General features: G+C 61.5%; 19 protein-coding genes. 13 read left to right on the top strand and 6 right to left on the bottom strand.

From position 1 onward, the window contains the following. The first annotated feature begins 1 nt into the window (after position 1). Entirely contained in the window at positions 2–748 is a 747-nt protein-coding gene (visR, locus tag AC0JZ4_RS02495) for a transcriptional regulator VisR (protein ID WP_471884882.1), read from the top strand. A gap of 134 nt (positions 749–882) precedes the next feature. On the opposite strand, the gene AC0JZ4_RS02490 is transcribed toward visR, so the two are convergent. The 6 genes from AC0JZ4_RS02490 to motA all read right to left on the bottom strand — a co-directional run bounded on the left by AC0JZ4_RS02490 (position 883) and on the right by motA (position 6,134). Then, complete coding sequence (locus tag AC0JZ4_RS02490; protein ID WP_471884881.1) at positions 883–1,311, bottom strand: hypothetical protein; 429 nt, start codon at positions 1,309–1,311, stop codon at positions 883–885. Positions 1,312–1,316: 5 nt separating this feature from the next. Further along, complete coding sequence (flhB, locus tag AC0JZ4_RS02485) at positions 1,317–2,396, bottom strand: flagellar biosynthesis protein FlhB (RefSeq protein WP_471884880.1); 1,080 nt, start codon at positions 2,394–2,396, stop codon at positions 1,317–1,319. 193 nt (positions 2,397–2,589) lie between these two features. Continuing rightward, on the bottom strand, positions 2,590–3,642 hold the full coding sequence (gene fliG / locus AC0JZ4_RS02480) for a flagellar motor switch protein FliG (RefSeq protein ID WP_471884879.1): 1,053 nt from the start codon (positions 3,640–3,642) through the stop codon (positions 2,590–2,592). A gap of 29 nt (positions 3,643–3,671) precedes the next feature. After that, positions 3,672–4,247 carry a flagellar motor switch protein FliN gene (fliN, locus tag AC0JZ4_RS02475; RefSeq protein WP_471884878.1) on the bottom strand — a complete coding sequence of 192 codons (576 nt, stop codon included), beginning with the start codon at positions 4,245–4,247 and terminating at the stop codon, positions 3,672–3,674. A 65-nt stretch (positions 4,248–4,312) separates the two neighbouring features. Beyond that, positions 4,313–5,263: a FliM/FliN family flagellar motor switch protein gene (locus tag AC0JZ4_RS02470; protein WP_471884877.1), complete on the bottom strand. Its 951-nt coding sequence runs from the start codon at positions 5,261–5,263 to the stop codon at positions 4,313–4,315. Position 5,264: 1 nt separating this feature from the next. Continuing rightward, entirely contained in the window at positions 5,265–6,134 is an 870-nt protein-coding gene (gene motA, locus AC0JZ4_RS02465; protein ID WP_471884876.1) for a flagellar motor stator protein MotA, read from the bottom strand. Positions 6,135–6,308: 174 nt separating this feature from the next. On the opposite strand from motA, the gene AC0JZ4_RS02460 reads away from it, so the two are divergent. The 12 genes from AC0JZ4_RS02460 to flgH all read left to right on the top strand — a co-directional run bounded on the left by AC0JZ4_RS02460 (position 6,309) and on the right by flgH (position 14,746). Then, a complete protein-coding gene (locus tag AC0JZ4_RS02460; RefSeq protein WP_471884875.1) occupies positions 6,309–7,085 on the top strand; it encodes a DUF1217 domain-containing protein in 777 nt (258 codons plus the stop codon). Between the two features lies 1 nt (position 7,086). After that, positions 7,087–7,824, top strand: a complete 738-nt coding sequence (gene flgF, locus AC0JZ4_RS02455) for a flagellar basal-body rod protein FlgF (RefSeq protein ID WP_471884874.1) — start codon at positions 7,087–7,089, stop codon at positions 7,822–7,824. Between the two features lie 15 nt (positions 7,825–7,839). After that, complete coding sequence (gene fliI, locus AC0JZ4_RS02450; protein WP_471884873.1) at positions 7,840–9,249, top strand: flagellar protein export ATPase FliI; 1,410 nt, start codon at positions 7,840–7,842, stop codon at positions 9,247–9,249. Between the two features lie 6 nt (positions 9,250–9,255). Then, positions 9,256–9,810 (top strand): flagellar protein, encoded by a 555-nt coding sequence (locus tag AC0JZ4_RS02445; RefSeq protein ID WP_471884872.1) that lies wholly within the window; start codon positions 9,256–9,258, stop codon positions 9,808–9,810. An 89-nt stretch (positions 9,811–9,899) separates the two neighbouring features. Next, the gene (flgB, locus tag AC0JZ4_RS02440) at positions 9,900–10,286 is read left to right on the top strand and encodes a flagellar basal body rod protein FlgB (protein ID WP_471884871.1); all 387 of its coding nucleotides are present in this window, start codon (positions 9,900–9,902) and stop codon (positions 10,284–10,286) included. A gap of 3 nt (positions 10,287–10,289) precedes the next feature. Then, positions 10,290–10,712: a flagellar basal body rod protein FlgC gene (gene flgC, locus AC0JZ4_RS02435; protein WP_471884870.1), complete on the top strand. Its 423-nt coding sequence runs from the start codon at positions 10,290–10,292 to the stop codon at positions 10,710–10,712. After that, positions 10,709–11,059 (top strand): flagellar hook-basal body complex protein FliE, encoded by a 351-nt coding sequence (gene fliE, locus AC0JZ4_RS02430; protein WP_471884869.1) that lies wholly within the window; start codon positions 10,709–10,711, stop codon positions 11,057–11,059. Before flgC ends, fliE begins: the two co-directional genes overlap by 4 nt. A 17-nt stretch (positions 11,060–11,076) precedes the next feature. Next, on the top strand, positions 11,077–11,865 hold the full coding sequence (gene flgG / locus AC0JZ4_RS02425) for a flagellar basal-body rod protein FlgG (RefSeq protein ID WP_471884868.1): 789 nt from the start codon (positions 11,077–11,079) through the stop codon (positions 11,863–11,865). A 19-nt stretch (positions 11,866–11,884) separates the two neighbouring features. After that, entirely contained in the window at positions 11,885–12,367 is a 483-nt protein-coding gene (gene flgA / locus AC0JZ4_RS02420) for a flagellar basal body P-ring formation chaperone FlgA (protein WP_471884867.1), read from the top strand. Next, positions 12,364–13,479, top strand: coding sequence for a flagellar basal body P-ring protein FlgI (locus tag AC0JZ4_RS02415; protein WP_471884866.1), 1,116 nt, complete (start codon positions 12,364–12,366; stop codon positions 13,477–13,479). Before flgA ends, AC0JZ4_RS02415 begins: the two co-directional genes overlap by 4 nt. Beyond that, a complete protein-coding gene (locus tag AC0JZ4_RS02410) occupies positions 13,476–14,030 on the top strand; it encodes a MotE family protein (RefSeq protein WP_471884865.1) in 555 nt (184 codons plus the stop codon). Before AC0JZ4_RS02415 ends, AC0JZ4_RS02410 begins: the two co-directional genes overlap by 4 nt. Next, positions 14,027–14,746 carry a flagellar basal body L-ring protein FlgH gene (flgH, locus tag AC0JZ4_RS02405; protein WP_471884864.1) on the top strand — a complete coding sequence of 240 codons (720 nt, stop codon included), beginning with the start codon at positions 14,027–14,029 and terminating at the stop codon, positions 14,744–14,746. The genes AC0JZ4_RS02410 and flgH overlap by 4 nt, the downstream gene beginning before the upstream one ends. The last annotated feature ends 16 nt before the right edge of the window (positions 14,747–14,762 follow it).

The following is a 14,762-nucleotide window of genomic DNA, read 5'->3' as shown; positions in this document are numbered from 1 at the left end:
TATGGGATACTCGCGAAGCAGTATGGCGGACGGCCCCGGAAACATCCAGCAACTTCGCCTCCAACGGGCGGCCAGCCGGTCGGACATTTTCCCGAAACTGGTGGCGATGCAGAAGACGCTGCGGGCGCGCAATTTCGTCGTGCTGCGCGTCGCCGGAGCCGGCATGCCCAACAAGCGCAAGCTCGTCTGTGAGCTGGAAAACTGGGGTACGGTCGCCCAGGATCATCAGGATCTTCTCGTCGATGCCTATGGCGAAGTGCTGCTCGACCATATCGAGATGTCGCTTCTGCCGCTCGTATGGCGCGGTAGTGAGGAAGCGAACTTCGTCGATATCACGGATCTGGGCAATCTGGCTCGCCGGCTGGAGTGCGGCCTCCTGCCATTTTCCGGCATTGCCTTTCCTGTCCGCCTCGGCGCGCTCGGAAACGGCTTCGTCGTCTTCCTCGCATCCTCGATCGACGTCGGCGCCGACCAGGTCATCGATCAGCATGTCCGCAGCTGTCAGGTGATGATGGATCTTCTGGCGTTGGAGGAACGCCGCAGTGTTCCGGCCGAATCATTGAGCGAGCGCGAGGTCGCCTGTCTGCAGCTGGCCGGCGATGGCCACATCAGCGAAGAGATCGCTGAAAAGCTCGGCCTGTCGGTGCATACGGTGAATGCCTATCTCGGCTCGGCGACCATCAAGCTTGACTCGGTCAACCGCATCCAGGCCATCGCCAAGGCGATCCGCCTTGGCTACATTCACTAAGGCATGTCTCTCGAAAGTGGTCGCCGGTTTCGAGCCAAAGACATGCGCAAGGCAACGAGCCAAAGCGTGCGGCGCGAGCCTGAAAGATCGCGGCACGCTTTGGCGCTGTGAGAAGCGAGCCGTTGATCGGCTCGTTAGGCGGCTTCCTCGACGACGAAACGTGCCTCATTGAGGCTGTGCGCCAGGAAAGATGTATTGTCGTCGGGATTGTCGGAGGCGTTCTGGAACGAGATGTGATCGATCTCCAGCCCCGCCTGCTGATCTGCGAGCGTCAGCCGGGCAAACACGGAAACGCCGCGCGGCTTGATTTCAAGATCGAGCGTTACGGACGGCTGACCGCCCCAATCCAGCACATAGTCGCCGCCGGAACCGAAGCTGACGGTGCCGGGATGGAAATACAGCTCGGCCGCCGACGAAACGAGGTCGGCGAGGCTGCTATAGCACTCGAACCGCAGAAGCGAGATGAGGTCGGCGGCATCCAGAAGCCGCAATTCCGAAGCAACCGGGCTGATGGCAGTGGCAACGATCCGTTCTCTTTCGGCGGAGTAGGTGCATTTTTTCATGACGCTCAGCTTGTCCGTTTCCTGGGCGACCGGGCTGCGTAGATCCGGTGCACGAGTTCTGCGACAGCCTTGTAGAAGGCTGGTGGAATGACACTATCCACCGAGACTTGCGCAAACATGGAGCGGGCGAGCGGCGGATCGTCAAAAACGGGAATATCGTTTGCCTCTGCAATCTCACGTATTCTGAGCGCGACGAGGTCCTGTCCCTTGGCGACCACCACCGGCGCATCGTTTTCTTCGCGGACATAGCGCAGCGCGACCGCGTAGTGGGTCGGGTTGGCGATGACCAGCGTTGCGCGCGGAACGTTGTTGATCATGCGCCGCCGCGCCCTGTCGCGGGCGATCGACCGCTGGCGCGACTTGATGAACGGGTCGCCCTGCGACTGCTTGTACTCGTCCTTGATTTCCTGCTTCGTCATCTTCAGCTGGTTGAACCAGTGTCGCCTGGTCCAGATGACGTCGATGACGGCAAGAAAGCAGGTCGCCAGCAGAAGCACGATCGCCATCTTTCGGACCACGGCGTCGATCTTGGTCAGGATGATGTAAGGGTCGGAGAGCATCGCATCGAGAGAGGCGTAGAACTCGCCCCGCAGGACGAAATACATGATCAGCGAGACGACCAGGATCTTGAACAGCGACTTGCCGAACTCGACCATGCCGGGAAGGCTGTAGATGCGGGTGAACCCCTTCATCGGCGATACCCGCTCCATCTTCGGGCGAATGCGTTCCAGCACGAAGGACGGCATGTTCTGCGAAAGCGAGGCGACGAGACCGAAGATCATGAACAGAATGAGCGGCGGCCCGAGGAATGCGGCGACGGCCCAGCCGAGATAGACGCCGAGTGATACGACATCCGACGAATTTTCCAGCCGCCACTGGTCCGGTTGCTCGAACAGGTCCCGAAGCGTTTCGCCGAGCCGGCCGAACGCCGACGGCAGGAAGAAGACGAGAAAGACATAGAATGCCAGTGTCGAGGCGAACATCGGCAGTTCGCGGGAGACGGGCAGATTGCCTTTCTCCGCCGCGTCGGACATTTTTTTGGCTGTGGGGTCTTCTGTTTTGCTGTCTTTATCTTCGTCCGACAAGGCGTCTCTCCCTTAAGGCGAATCGCTTGGGCGAATCGGTCGCTTTCTAGGGAGAGCTTAGCGCAAGCGCCAATAGGGTCGAATCGCTTTGCCATAAAGGCTGGGGATGACGCCCGTTCCGGCCGTGAAAAAGCGAAAGCGGAGCGGACCGGCTTCACCCGTTCCACTCCGCTTTCTCCTCGTGCTGTATGCGTCAGGCCGCCTCGGTGGCCTTCTCCTCGTCGGACTTTTCCTCTTCCTTGAGAAGGATCTGGCCGCCATTTGCCAGCCGGATCGCTTCCTGGGCGACCGCGCGGCGCGCCATGGCGACTTCGCGCGGGTTGAGCGTCGCACCCTGAACCTGCAGGTCGGACTCGATCATGCGGCGCTGGCGAGGGCTGATCGAGGAGAGCACGCTCTCCTTGATCTCGGCGCTCGCGCCACGCAGTGCCATCGTGAGGATGTCGCCTGCGACGTCGTTGAGCAGCATGACGCGGCTGCGCTGCGGCATGTACATGATGTCTTCGAAGAGGAAGATCTTCGGACGGACCTTGGTGGCTGCATCCTTGCTGATCGTCTCGAGCGAATCGAGCAGGGTGTCGACCTGCTTCTTCTCGAGTTCGTTCATCAGGTCCGCGACCTTCGCAGTACCGACCGAGTTGCGTTCCGCTTCGATGGCGTCGATCAGTTCGATGACGCGGTTTTCGATGATCTGCGCCGCCTTGGGGCTGACCGATTTCATGTTGACCGTACGGTTCATGATGTCCGGGCGACGGCTTTCCGGCAGCTGCATCAGCACCTTGGCACCGAATACCGACGGCATCATGGACAGGATGTAGGCGATCGTCTGGGGATGTTCGCGAGAGAGGAACTTGGACACGAATGCCGGGTCGGCATCCTGCAGGCGGTCCCAGATGGAAGCTTCGTAGGCCTGGAAGGCGGTGCGGCGGCCAAGCAGGCCGTCGACTTCTTCCGGTGTCAGGCCGGCTTCGAGGATGCCCTCGATCGCCGCGGCATTGTCCATCAGGCCGGTGCCCTCGGTGAACAGGTCCTCGAACTCGTTGACCAGCTGCAGCAGTTCGTCCGGCGGGATCGTCCGCAGCGTCTGGGCTGTGGCGATAATCGTCTGAAGCTCGGCCTGGGTGAAAAACTTCAACAGTTTCCCTGCCACGTCCTTGCCCATGGCAAGCAGCACGGCTGCGGCCTTTTCCGCCTGTGACAACGGCTGCGTCGAAACGGCGCCTCCGAAATCGTCAAAGTCCATCATGGTCTTCCCTCTCTGTCCCTACATCGGGATCAGCTTCGTTTGGCGCTTAAGACTTCCGTCAGTTTCACGCCGAAGCGGGTATCGTCGTTTTCCAGTACGGTGATTTCGCCCTTGCCGATGCGGCGGCCGTTCACCATGATTTCGACCGGCTCGCCGATCTTCTTGTCGAGCGCGATCGTGGCGCCTTCTTCGAGGCTCATCAGCCCGGAAACCTGCATGCGGCTGGAGCCCAGAACGATCTCGACATCGATCGGAATATCCATGATCAGGTCGAGATTGGCGGTGAGCGCGCTGCCCGGCTCCCGTGCTTCGCCGCCGAAGCTGTTCGAGCCGAAATCGCTGCCGCCGAAATCCGGGGTAGCGCCGAAATCGGAGCTGCCGCCGAAATCCGAAGAACCGCCGAAGCTTGCGCCGCCAAAATCACCGCCTGCTGCGGGGAAGTCATCGGTTGCCGCGCCGAATTCGGCGCCGAAATCGGTTGCTGGCGTGTCCGCATCCGCCTTCAGCACGCCGCGCAGATCGTCGATCGCCTGGTCCAGCTCGGAATCATTGCCGACGGGCATCAGCGAATCGTCTTCAGTCAGGGGTGTCTTCTTCGTAGCCATGAACCCATTATTCCCATTGAAACTTGCGTCAGCCTGCCTTGGGCAGGAAAACGTCAGCCTGAAATTTAACCTATCAGATGTCTTAGAATTTCGTCGTCGGTGCTCATGTTATCCTTTACGCGAACTGTATAGCGTTCGCCGGACCGCCCGAATTCGCACGAATACATGTCCTTGCCGTTCGCACTGACCTGAACCTGAACATCTCCCTTGTCCTGGAAGGCGATGACGTCGCCCGCGGCAAGCTTGGAAATGACGCCGAGCGTCAGGCTCTGCAGGCGGATCTTTGCCTCCAGCGTCACCTGCGAGCGGCGCACCTGCTCGTTCATCCGATCGGCCCAGTCCTGCTTGGCAGGTGAAAGCTGTCCGGCCGGACGCGGCAGCACGACCGCGGTCTTGAGGAAGGCACGCTGCGGGATGACGACCGCGAATTCCGACTTGACCGAGGCGATCTCCAGAGCGAAGCGAATGGCAACGCCGAATTCCGGCGCGATGAGCGCATCCGGCTTGGTCCGGTCTTCGAAATTATGCGGCTTCTCCAGCACGCTTTCGAACCCGCCCTCTGCATTGATGCCGGAGCGCAGCACGCTGCCGATCTTGTCGAACACCGTGGTTGCGAGGTCGAGCTCGATATCCGAAAGCGGCCGCTCGATCGGCGCGTGGATGGTCTTCGGGTCGGCGCCAAGCATCAGTTCCATCAGCGAGATGACGAAACCGTTGCCGCAGGCGAGCACGAAATTCGGCGACCAGTTGCGCAAGCTGCCGTCGGCCAGCGCGAACGTGTCGCCGAGATCGACGATCAGGTCGCTCATCAGGCCGGATTTGCAGCCGGAATAGGAAACGGTGATGCCGATCCCGGTCTCGCTGTTGAACACGTCGGGCAGGAATTCGGTGTAGAGCAGTCCGAAATCGGCCGCGATCTTCTCCACCGTCGCCTTGTCGCCCAGACCGCCGGTCAGCTTGGCGAGCAGGGCATGGTTCATGCCGGGATTGGGTGCGCTGGCGCCGCTCGTGGTCATCTTACGCTGCCTTCTCACCGCCGGGGTTCATCATTTCCTGCTCGACCGAATCGATCGACGGACGGTCCTTGCTGGTGATGGTCTTGCGGCCGTATTCCAGCGCCACCTGCGGCACAGAGCCGTTCATGTAGGCAAGCAGCGTCTGCTTGACGATGATGTAGAGGCGGTGCTGCTTGTTGCGGACGAACTTCACCTGCGAGGTCAGCGGCGCGAATACGCTGTAGGAAAGGAAGATGCCGAGCATGGTGCCGACAAGCGCCGAGCCGATCAGACCACCGAGCACTTCCGGCGATTCGTTGATGTAGCCCATGGCCTTGATGACGCCGAGAACGGCGGCGACGATGCCGATGGCGGGGAAGGCGTCGCTCATCACGGTCAGCGCGTGATAGGGCTTCATCCGGTCGCCATGCATGGTTTCCAGCTCTTCGTCCATCAGCGCCTCGATCTCGTGGCTGCGGGCGTTGCCGATGATGATCAGGCGCACATAGTCACAGATGAACGCGGTCAGCTCCTTGTTCTTCAGAACCGTCGGAGCGGCCTGGAAGATCGAGGATTCCTCCGGATTGTCGATATGCGCTTCGATCTCGTTGCGCGACTTGGTCCTGAGGTCACGCATCAGCGAATACAGGCAGCCGAGCACGTCGAGATAGTCGCGCTCCTTCGGCACGGCGTTCTTGAATGCCTCGCCGATCGCCTTGCCGGAATCCTTCACCACCTTCATCGGGTTGGCCATGATGAAGCCGCCGAGGCCGGCGCCACCGATGATCAACAGCTCGAACGGCTGCATGAGGACATCAACATGGCCGCCCATGGCCATGAAGCCACCCAGAATACAGCCGACGGTGATGACCAGTCCGATTATGATGTTCATGACGTACCTACGCTGATCGTTTCATTAGCCTCGGAAATACGGCGCTTGGCTTGCGTGAGGCTGGCCCGATCCTGCGTTTTTTTCCAACAGGTTCGCGCAAGTCTTCCGCCATAGTTTGCCGCCTCATGAACAGATCATCCGTTCTGTCGCGCCACCCGGAACCAAGGCAATCCCGTGATCACTACATTTACCAGCTACGAGATGATCAGCCGTGATCTGTCGAAGTCGCTGGCGCGCGTCGCCGAGCAGCCGGAAGTCGCCCGCGAGACGGAATATTACCGCGCCAACATCGGAAACATCAAATCGGTCGATGACTTCATGGCCGACGAGCGCATCTATGCGTTCGCGTTGAAGGCGCATGGATTGGAGGACATGGCCTATGCCAAGGCCTTTATCCGCAAGGTCCTGACGGAAGGCGTCGACGACAAGGATGCGTTCGCCAATCAGTTGTCCGACAACCGTTACGCGACCCTCGCAAAATCGCTGAATTTCGCCGCCTTTGGCGCGGCCGCCACCTCATTCGACAGCGCCCAGAGCGGCGTGATGAATATGTTCGAGCGGCAGAAGCTGGAGGAAGACGCCGGCTCGGAGAACATGGGTGTCCGTCTGGCGCTCTACTTCGAGCGGACCGCGCCGACGATCAAGTCGGGCATGGAAATCCTTGCCGATGATGCGCTGTCGCAGGTCGTGCGCACGGCGTTCCAGATGCCGGACGAGATCATGGGGTCCGACATCGACCGCCAGGCTCAGTATATCGAGGACATCATCGACATCGAGGATTTCCAGGACCCGAAGAAGGTCGGCAAGTTCCTCGAGCGCTTCACCGCCATGTGGGAGCTGGAAAACGCCTCCACCGTCGACACCACGCTTAATCTCTTCGCGCCGTCTTCGAGCGGCATTTCTACAGATCTTCTGATCTCCATCAACAATCTGAAACTCGGAGGCAAATGATATGCAGTCCGGACTTTATGTCGGTATCTCGTCCCAGATCGCCCTGGAGCGTCGTCTCAACACGATCGCCGACAACATGGCCAACATGAACACGGTTGGCTTCCGGTCCACCGAGGTGAAATTCGATGAGGTCCTGACCAAGACCCAGAACGAGATCGGTGCCAAGGTTGCCTTCGTCACCCAGGGCAACGATTATCTGTCGACCCGCACCGGCGAGCTGCAGCAGACCGGCAACCCGCTCGATTTCGCCGTCAAGGGCGATGCGTGGTTCGCGATTGATACGCCGGCCGGCCAGGTTCTGACGCGTGACGGTCGCGTGACCATGGACGAAGGCGGCCAGCTCCTGTCGACCCGCGGCTTCCCGATCCTTGATGCCGGCGGCGCGCCGATCGTGCTGAACGGCGCCGCCGGACCGCCGTCGGTCAGTGCCGATGGCACCATTCGCCAGAACAATCAGATCGTCGGTCAGATCGGTCTGTTTACCGCGGATATCTCGCAAGGTTTCACCCGTTACGACAACTCGGGCGTGATCCCGGTCGATGAACCGCAGCCGGTCGTCGATGCGATGAATACGTCCATCGTTCAAGGGTATGTCGAAGGCTCCAACGTCAACGGTATCCGCGAAATGACCCAGCTCATCCAGGTCAACCGCGCCTTCGAAGGCATGTCGTCCCTGATGCGCGACAGTGAATCGGCCCTCGACGACGCCATCCGCGTCCTCGGCGGCTCCAATACCTGACGCCAGTAGCGGATGATGGAGATCCAAGTGGCAGATGCCGCCATCAATCAGGCGCTTGCAGGCAGCAGGCTCAGTCAGCTTGCGGGCCTCGCCGGCCGTTATGTCGATCCGTCCGTGTCGATCGCCCATGGCGGCCATGTCCGCACGATCGCGGCCGGCCACTACACGGTCGCAGGCCTGTCCAAGCATGTCTGCCTCGGCGATTTCGTCGGTCACCGCACCGCCAAGGGCCTGAACCTTGGCGAAGTCACCCGCGTCGAGCCGGAGCTGATCTATGTCTGCCCGATCGAGCCGGGTGATCCGATCGCGATCGGCGACACCGTCATCCGCCAGGGCGCCTTTCGCGTGGCGCCCGACGACAGCTGGTGCGGCCGCACCATCAGCTCGCTCTGCACGCCGATCGACGGCAAGGGCGAACTCGCCCAGGGCCTGGAAGCCCGCCCGATCAACACCACCGCGCCGCCGTCTATGAGCCGCAGCCGCGTCGAAACCGGTTTCAAGACCGGTGTTCGCGCCATCGATATCTTCTCGCCGCTCTGCCTCGGCCAGCGTCTCGGCATCTTCGCCGGCTCCGGCGTCGGCAAGTCGACGCTTCTGTCGATGCTCGCGCGCGCCGATGCCTTCGACAAGGTCGTCATCTCGCTGGTCGGCGAACGTGGCCGCGAAGTGCGCGAATTCATCGAGGATACGCTCGGTGACAACATGGCCAAATCGATCGTCGTCGTGGCAACCAGCGATGAAAGCCCGATGCTGCGCAAGATGGCGCCGCTTGTCGGCGTGACCATCGCCGAGCACTTCCGCGACAAGGGCGAGAACGTCCTGTTCATCATCGACAGCGTCACCCGCTTCGCCCATGCGATCCGTGAGGTCGCGGTCGCATCCGGCGAGCCGCCGATCGCCCGCGGATATCCGGCCTCCGTCTTCACCGAAATGCCTCGGCTTCTGGAACGCGCCGGTCCCGGCATGGAAGGTGACGGCACGATCACGGCGATCATCTCCATCCTCGTCGATGGCGACAATCACAACGACCCGATCGCCGACAGTACCCGCGGTATTCTCGACGGCCACATCGTCATGGAACGCTCGTTGGCGGAGGAGGGGCGCTACCCGCCGATCAATCCGCTGGCCTCGATCTCCCGTCTCGCCCGCAAGGCCTGGACGGACGACCAGTTCAAGCTCGTTTCGCGCCTGAAGGCGCTGGTTCACCGCTATGAGGAAACGCGTGACCTGCGCCTCATCGGCGGCTACCGCGCCGGCAGCGACCCGGATCTCGACATGGCGATCAAGCAGGTGCCGGTCATCTATGAAGTTCTCAAACAGACGCCGGGCGAAAAGCCTGCCGAGGACGCCTATGCGGACCTTGCCAACGCCCTGCGCGCCGCAGCCGGGCAGGGGCAGCCGCCATCGGCGATAGCAAGAAGGTAAACGGTCATGAGATGGTCCAGAAAAACAGCGACGGTCTCCGCATCGCCGGAGACGTCGCGCTTCTTCGACAAGATGCTTGCAGCAGCCGGTATCACGCTCGCGGCCGCTTCGGCGGTTTTCCCGTGGTATGTTTTTCTCAACGCCGATAAATTCGGCCTGTCGTCCGATACGGCGAGCCTCACCAGGGATCTTCCGCCACTGCCGGGTCGCCAGGTCCTGAGCGTATCGCCGATGGCGATGATCGATCGCACCAGGGATGACATGCTGCTCGCCGATCCCATCGACCGGATCACCACCGCAACCGTCTCGTCGATCGGTGAGGAGCGCGATGGCGCGCCGGTGACCCAGCAGCCGATGCCGGGCAAGGGCGACTTCCGCCTCCTGCATGTGGCCAACGGCCGTGCGCTGATCGAGGACGCTGCCGGCATGTATATGGTGCGCATCGGCTCGATCCTCCCGGACAACAGCAAGCTTGCCACGCTGGAGCAGCGAAACGGCAAATGGGTGGTGATCACCTCGACCGGCGACATTTATCACGAACAGGCGGCAAACGGCCTTTAGCGCGTTTCGATTTAACAAGGAAACGCTCCAAGTCCAGTCCGACGCAAGCTTGTTGGCATAGGTTCACCTCAGATGATGGAGAGAAGCCTATGCAACCGATTCAGCTGTTCAATCTCGCATCCCGGCAGGCCGAATGGCTGTCCGTGAGGCAGGAGGTCGTTGCCAGCAACATCGCGAACGCTAACACTCCGCAGTTCAAGTCCAAGGACATCACGCCATTCCAGGCGGTCCTCGATCAGACCCACGTGCCCATGGCACGCACCAACTCTGCCCACTTCGCTTCCAACGACTTGAGCGAAGATATCGATATCCGGGAGGCTGATCTCAACAACGAGATCGGCATCCAGGAATCGGGCAACACCGTGTCCCTGTCTCAGGAACTGAGCAAGACCGGTGAGATCAAGCGCCAGTACGAGCTCTCGACCGGCCTTGTGAAGTCGTTTCACAGCATGATGTTGTTGACCGTAAGGAGATAAAGCATGGATCCGCTTTCAGCCGCTTCCAAGATCGCAGGTTCCGGTCTTGAAGCCCAGGCAACCCGCCTGCGCATCGTTTCCGAAAACATCGCCAACGCTCGTTCCACCGGCGATACGCCGGGCGCCGATCCCTATCGCCGCAAGCTGATCACGTTCGGTGAGGAGCTCGACCGCGCAAACGGTGTGGATCTGGTGGGCGTGAGGAAGATTGGCGTCGATCAGACCAAGTTCGTCGAGGAATTCGACCCGGATCATCCGGCCGCCGACGAGCGGGGCATGGTCAAGATGCCCAACGTCAACATGCTGATCGAGATGGCGGACATGCGGGAAGCCAACCGCTCCTACGACGCCAACCTCCAGACCATCAAGCAGACCCGTGAGCTGCTTGCAGCCACGATCGACCTCCTGAAGAGCAGCGGCCAATGATCGACAAGATAACCAACGTCAGCGCGCTGTCCTTCTCCAAGGGGCTCGACGGCATTTCCTCCACGTCGAATTCGACATTCGGCGCAGGCTCCGTCGGCTCCATGGCGAATACGCCGGGCCAGAACACCGGCATGAACTTCGCCGAAATCCTCGGCAACATGGCGAACGATACCGTCAACAGCATCAAGGGCGCCGAAGCCATGTCCTTCCAGGGCATTCAGGGCAAGGCCAACACCCGCGAAGTGGTCGACGCCGTGCTTGAAGCGCAGCAGAGCCTGCAGACCGCCGTGGCATTCCGGGACAAGGTGGTCAACGCCTATCTCGAAATCTCGAAAATGCAGATCTAGGACCTGGAGACCAAGACATGAGAGCGCTTGCCGTCGCAGCAACGGGCATGGATGCCCAGCAGACCAATCTCGAGGTCATCGCGAACAACATCGCAAACATCAACACCACGGGCTACAAGCGAGCCCGTGCGGAATTCACCGACCTTCTGTACCAGAGCGAGCGCGCCCAGGGCGTGCCGAACCGCGCCAACCAGGCGATCGTGCCCGAAGGCGCCAATATCGGTCTCGGCGTGCAGACCTCGGCCGTCCGCAACATCCACACCCAGGGTGAGCTGACGCAGACCGAGAACCCGCTCGACGTCGCCCTGATCGGCCGCGGCTGGTTCCAGATCCAGACGCCGGACGGCACGACGCTTTATAGCCGCGCCGGCGCCTTCAACCAGAATGCCGACGGCCAGCTCGTCACCATCGACGGTTATGCGGTCGTGCCGAACATCACCATCCCGGCGGATGCCAGCGAAACCCAGATCAGCCGTACCGGCCAGGTCATGGTGCGCATCGGCAACGAAACGGAGTTCCAGGAAGTCGGCCAGCTGACGATTGCAAACTTCGTCAACGAGGCCGGCCTTCAGCCGCTCGGCGACAACCTGTTCGGCCAGACGCTTGCATCGGGCGATGCCATCGTCGCGGTGCCCGAAGATCCGGGCTTCGGTTATCTGAAGCAGGGCTATCTGGAATCCTCCAACGTCGACCCGGTCAAGGAAATCACCAACCTGATCTCGGCGCAGCGCGCCTACGAGATGAATTCCAAGGTGATCACCACCGCCGACGAAATGGCATCGATCGTCAGCAAGAACCTGAGGTAAGGCTAAGGGAGAGGCAGACATGAGGTTTGGCCGGAAGAATGCGATGAAGAAGGGCTTTGCGGCCCTGTGGCTTGGCTTGTCCCTGGCTGTCACGGGCTCGCCCGTGGCGGCGGATATGGGAACCGCCGTGGTGCCGACCCAGATCATCTATCCGGGCGAGACGATTTCCGCCTCGCGGCTGGAAGAAGTCGACGTGACCAACCCGAACCTTGCGGGCGGTTACGCCCGCACGATTTCGGAAGTGAATGGCCTCGTCAGCAAACGCACGCTTCTTCCCGGCCGCACCATCACGCTTGCCTCGCTGCGCGAGCCCTATGCGGTCAAGCGCGGCACGCCGATCCGGCTTACCTTCACCATGGGGTCCATGACCATTTCCGCCGGCGGCACGCCGCTGGAAGACGCCCTGGTCGGCGATGTCATCCGCGTCCGCAACACCGATTCCGGCACGATCGTGAACGGCACCGTCATGGCTGACGGAACGATACAGGTAATGGCGAAATGAAATTGTATGCCCTCCTTGCAGCCATCGTCATCGCTGGCCTGACGCTTGCCGCGCAGGCTACGGCGGCTGATATCGCCCGTATCAAGGATATCGCCTCGCTCCAGGCCGGCCGCGATAACCAGCTGATCGGTTACGGTCTGGTCGTTGGCCTGCAGGGCACGGGCGACAGCCTGCGCTCATCGCCCTTCACCGACCAGTCCATGCGCGCCATGCTGCAGAACCTCGGCATTTCGACCCAGGGCAGCCAGTCGAACGCGAGAAACGTCGCGGCCGTCATGGTCACCGCCAACCTGCCGCCCTTCGCCAGCCCAGGCAGCCGCATGGATGTCAACGTCTCCTCCATGGGCGACGCGACCTCGCTGCGCGGCGGCACGCTGGTCATGACTTCGCTGACCGGTGCGGACGGCCAGATCTATGCGGTGGCGCAAGGCTCGCTGATCGTCTCCGGCTTTTCCGCGCAAGGGCAGGCGGCGACGCTGACCGAAGGCGTGACGACCGCCGGCCGCGTGCCGAACGGTGCGATCATCGAGCGCGAGCTGCCATCGAAGTTCAAGGACGGCGTCAATCTGGTGCTCCAGCTTCGCAACCCGGATTTCTCCACCTCGGTGCGCATTGCCGACAGGGTCAACGCCTATGCCTCGCAGCGCTACGGTGCGCCGATCGCCGAGGCGCGCGACAGCCAGGAAGTCGTCATCCAGAAGCCGCGCACCGCGGATCTGACCCGCCTCATGGCGGACATCGAAAACCTCGCCGTCGAGACCGACACGCCGGCCAAGGTCGTCGTCAACGAACGCACCGGCACGATCGTCATCGGCGCCGACGTCAAGGTCTCGCGCGTCGCCGTCAGCTACGGCACGCTGACGGTGCAGGTGACGGAGACCCCGCAGGTCGTTCAGCCGGAGCCGTTCTCGCGTGGCGAAACCGCCGTCGAGCCGATGACCGACATCATGGCGATGCGGGACGGCGGACAGGTGGCGATCCTCAACGGACCTGACCTGCGTACCCTCGTTGCCGGCCTCAACAGCATCGGCGTCAAGCCGGACGGCATCATCGCCATCCTGCAGGGCATCAAGTCTGCCGGTGCACTTCAAGCGGAGCTCGTGCTGCAATGACCGACGCATTCCTCACCATCACGCTTTCGCGCAAGCTGGCGCGCCGCCTGCTCGTCGCCGGTGGCCTGATCATGCTGGTTCCTCAGGTCAACGCCCAGCAGCAGCCGGTGACGGCCGCTGCGGCAGGCGAGGGCGAGATCCAGACCTTTTGCACCAACATCGCCGACGCGGCCCGCGACCAGCGCTATCTGATGCAGCGCCAGGAGCTTGAGAAGCTGCAGGCCGATGTCGATAGCCGCATGAAGGTTCTGGAAGATCGCACGGCCGAGTACCAGGACTGGCTGAAGCGCCGCAACGATTTCCTTGCGCGCGCGCAGGCCGGTCTCGTCGACATGTTCAAGACGATGAAGCCCGATGCCGCAGCGCCGCAGCTGCAAGAGATGAACACCCAGATTGCCGCCGCCATCATCATGCAGCTGCCGGCCCGCCAGTCTGCCCTGTTTCTCAGTGAAATGGATCCCGAAAAGGCGGGGCTGATCGCCATGATCATCTCCAGCGCTTCCGATCCGAACACGTCCAAGACCAATCAATCCCCGAAAGCACCGTCATGACGAAACGCGCTCCAGCACTCCTGGCTGTCCTCTTCCTGGCCGGCTGCCAGAGCCAGACCGTCAGGGAAATCGGCAACGCGCCGTCGATGAGCCCGATCGGCAGCGGCCTGCAATATGCGCAGACGCCGCAGATGTCTTTCTATCCGAAGCAGCCGCGCCACATGGCCAACGGTTACTCGCTGTGGAGCGACAATCAGGCAGCCCTCTTCAAGGACGCGCGCGCGCTCAACGTCGGCGACATCCTGACGGTCAATATCCGCATCAACGACCGCGCCAATTTCGACAACGAGACGGAGCGCAGCCGCGACAATACGACGAGCCTGACCTGGCGCGCCGGTATCCAGAACTTCCTCGGCTTCAGCACGGATACGGGCACCTCGGCTGACATGGGAACCCAGTCGAGCACCGAGACCAACAGCGACGGATCGATCAAGCGCTCGGAAACCCTGAACCTGCTGGTCGCAGCGGTCGTTTCCGGTATCCTTGAAAACGGCAACCTACTGATCAGCGGTTCGCAGGAAGTGCGCGTCAATCACGAAATCCGCATCCTGAACGTCGCCGGTATCGTGCGTCCTCAGGATGTCGATTCGTTGAACACCATCTCCTATGACAAGATCGCCGAGGCGCGTATCTCCTACGGTGGCCGCGGCCGTCTGATGGAGATCCAGCAGCCGCCGGTCGGCCAGCAGGTCGTCGACCTGTATTCGCCCTTCTAAGCGCGTGAAGAGAAGG

The sequence above is a fragment of the [Rhizobium] kunmingense genome, from assembly GCF_977018605.1.
This window is presented reverse-complemented; position numbering and strand designations above follow the sequence as displayed.

Bases quoted from the DNA above. Each gene is read 5' to 3' on its own strand.
- visR (WP_471884882.1), top strand. From the start codon at position 2: ATGGGATACTCGCGAAGCAGTATGGCGGACGGCCCCGGAAACATCCAG.
- AC0JZ4_RS02490 (WP_471884881.1), bottom strand. From the start codon at position 1,311: ATGAAAAAATGCACCTACTCCGCCGAAAGAGAACGGATCGTTGCCACT.
- fliG (WP_471884879.1), bottom strand. From the start codon at position 3,642: ATGATGGACTTTGACGATTTCGGAGGCGCCGTTTCGACGCAGCCGTTG.
- fliN (WP_471884878.1), bottom strand. From the start codon at position 4,247: ATGGCTACGAAGAAGACACCCCTGACTGAAGACGATTCGCTGATGCCC.
- AC0JZ4_RS02470 (WP_471884877.1), bottom strand. From the start codon at position 5,263: ATGACCACGAGCGGCGCCAGCGCACCCAATCCCGGCATGAACCATGCC.
- motA (WP_471884876.1), bottom strand. From the start codon at position 6,134: ATGAACATCATAATCGGACTGGTCATCACCGTCGGCTGTATTCTGGGT.
- flgF (WP_471884874.1), top strand. From the start codon at position 7,087: ATGCAGTCCGGACTTTATGTCGGTATCTCGTCCCAGATCGCCCTGGAG.
- fliI (WP_471884873.1), top strand. From the start codon at position 7,840: ATGGAGATCCAAGTGGCAGATGCCGCCATCAATCAGGCGCTTGCAGGC.
- AC0JZ4_RS02445 (WP_471884872.1), top strand. From the start codon at position 9,256: ATGAGATGGTCCAGAAAAACAGCGACGGTCTCCGCATCGCCGGAGACG.
- flgB (WP_471884871.1), top strand. From the start codon at position 9,900: ATGCAACCGATTCAGCTGTTCAATCTCGCATCCCGGCAGGCCGAATGG.
- flgC (WP_471884870.1), top strand. From the start codon at position 10,290: ATGGATCCGCTTTCAGCCGCTTCCAAGATCGCAGGTTCCGGTCTTGAA.
- fliE (WP_471884869.1), top strand. From the start codon at position 10,709: ATGATCGACAAGATAACCAACGTCAGCGCGCTGTCCTTCTCCAAGGGG.
- flgG (WP_471884868.1), top strand. From the start codon at position 11,077: ATGAGAGCGCTTGCCGTCGCAGCAACGGGCATGGATGCCCAGCAGACC.
- flgA (WP_471884867.1), top strand. From the start codon at position 11,885: ATGAGGTTTGGCCGGAAGAATGCGATGAAGAAGGGCTTTGCGGCCCTG.
- AC0JZ4_RS02415 (WP_471884866.1), top strand. From the start codon at position 12,364: ATGAAATTGTATGCCCTCCTTGCAGCCATCGTCATCGCTGGCCTGACG.
- AC0JZ4_RS02410 (WP_471884865.1), top strand. From the start codon at position 13,476: ATGACCGACGCATTCCTCACCATCACGCTTTCGCGCAAGCTGGCGCGC.
- flgH (WP_471884864.1), top strand. From the start codon at position 14,027: ATGACGAAACGCGCTCCAGCACTCCTGGCTGTCCTCTTCCTGGCCGGC.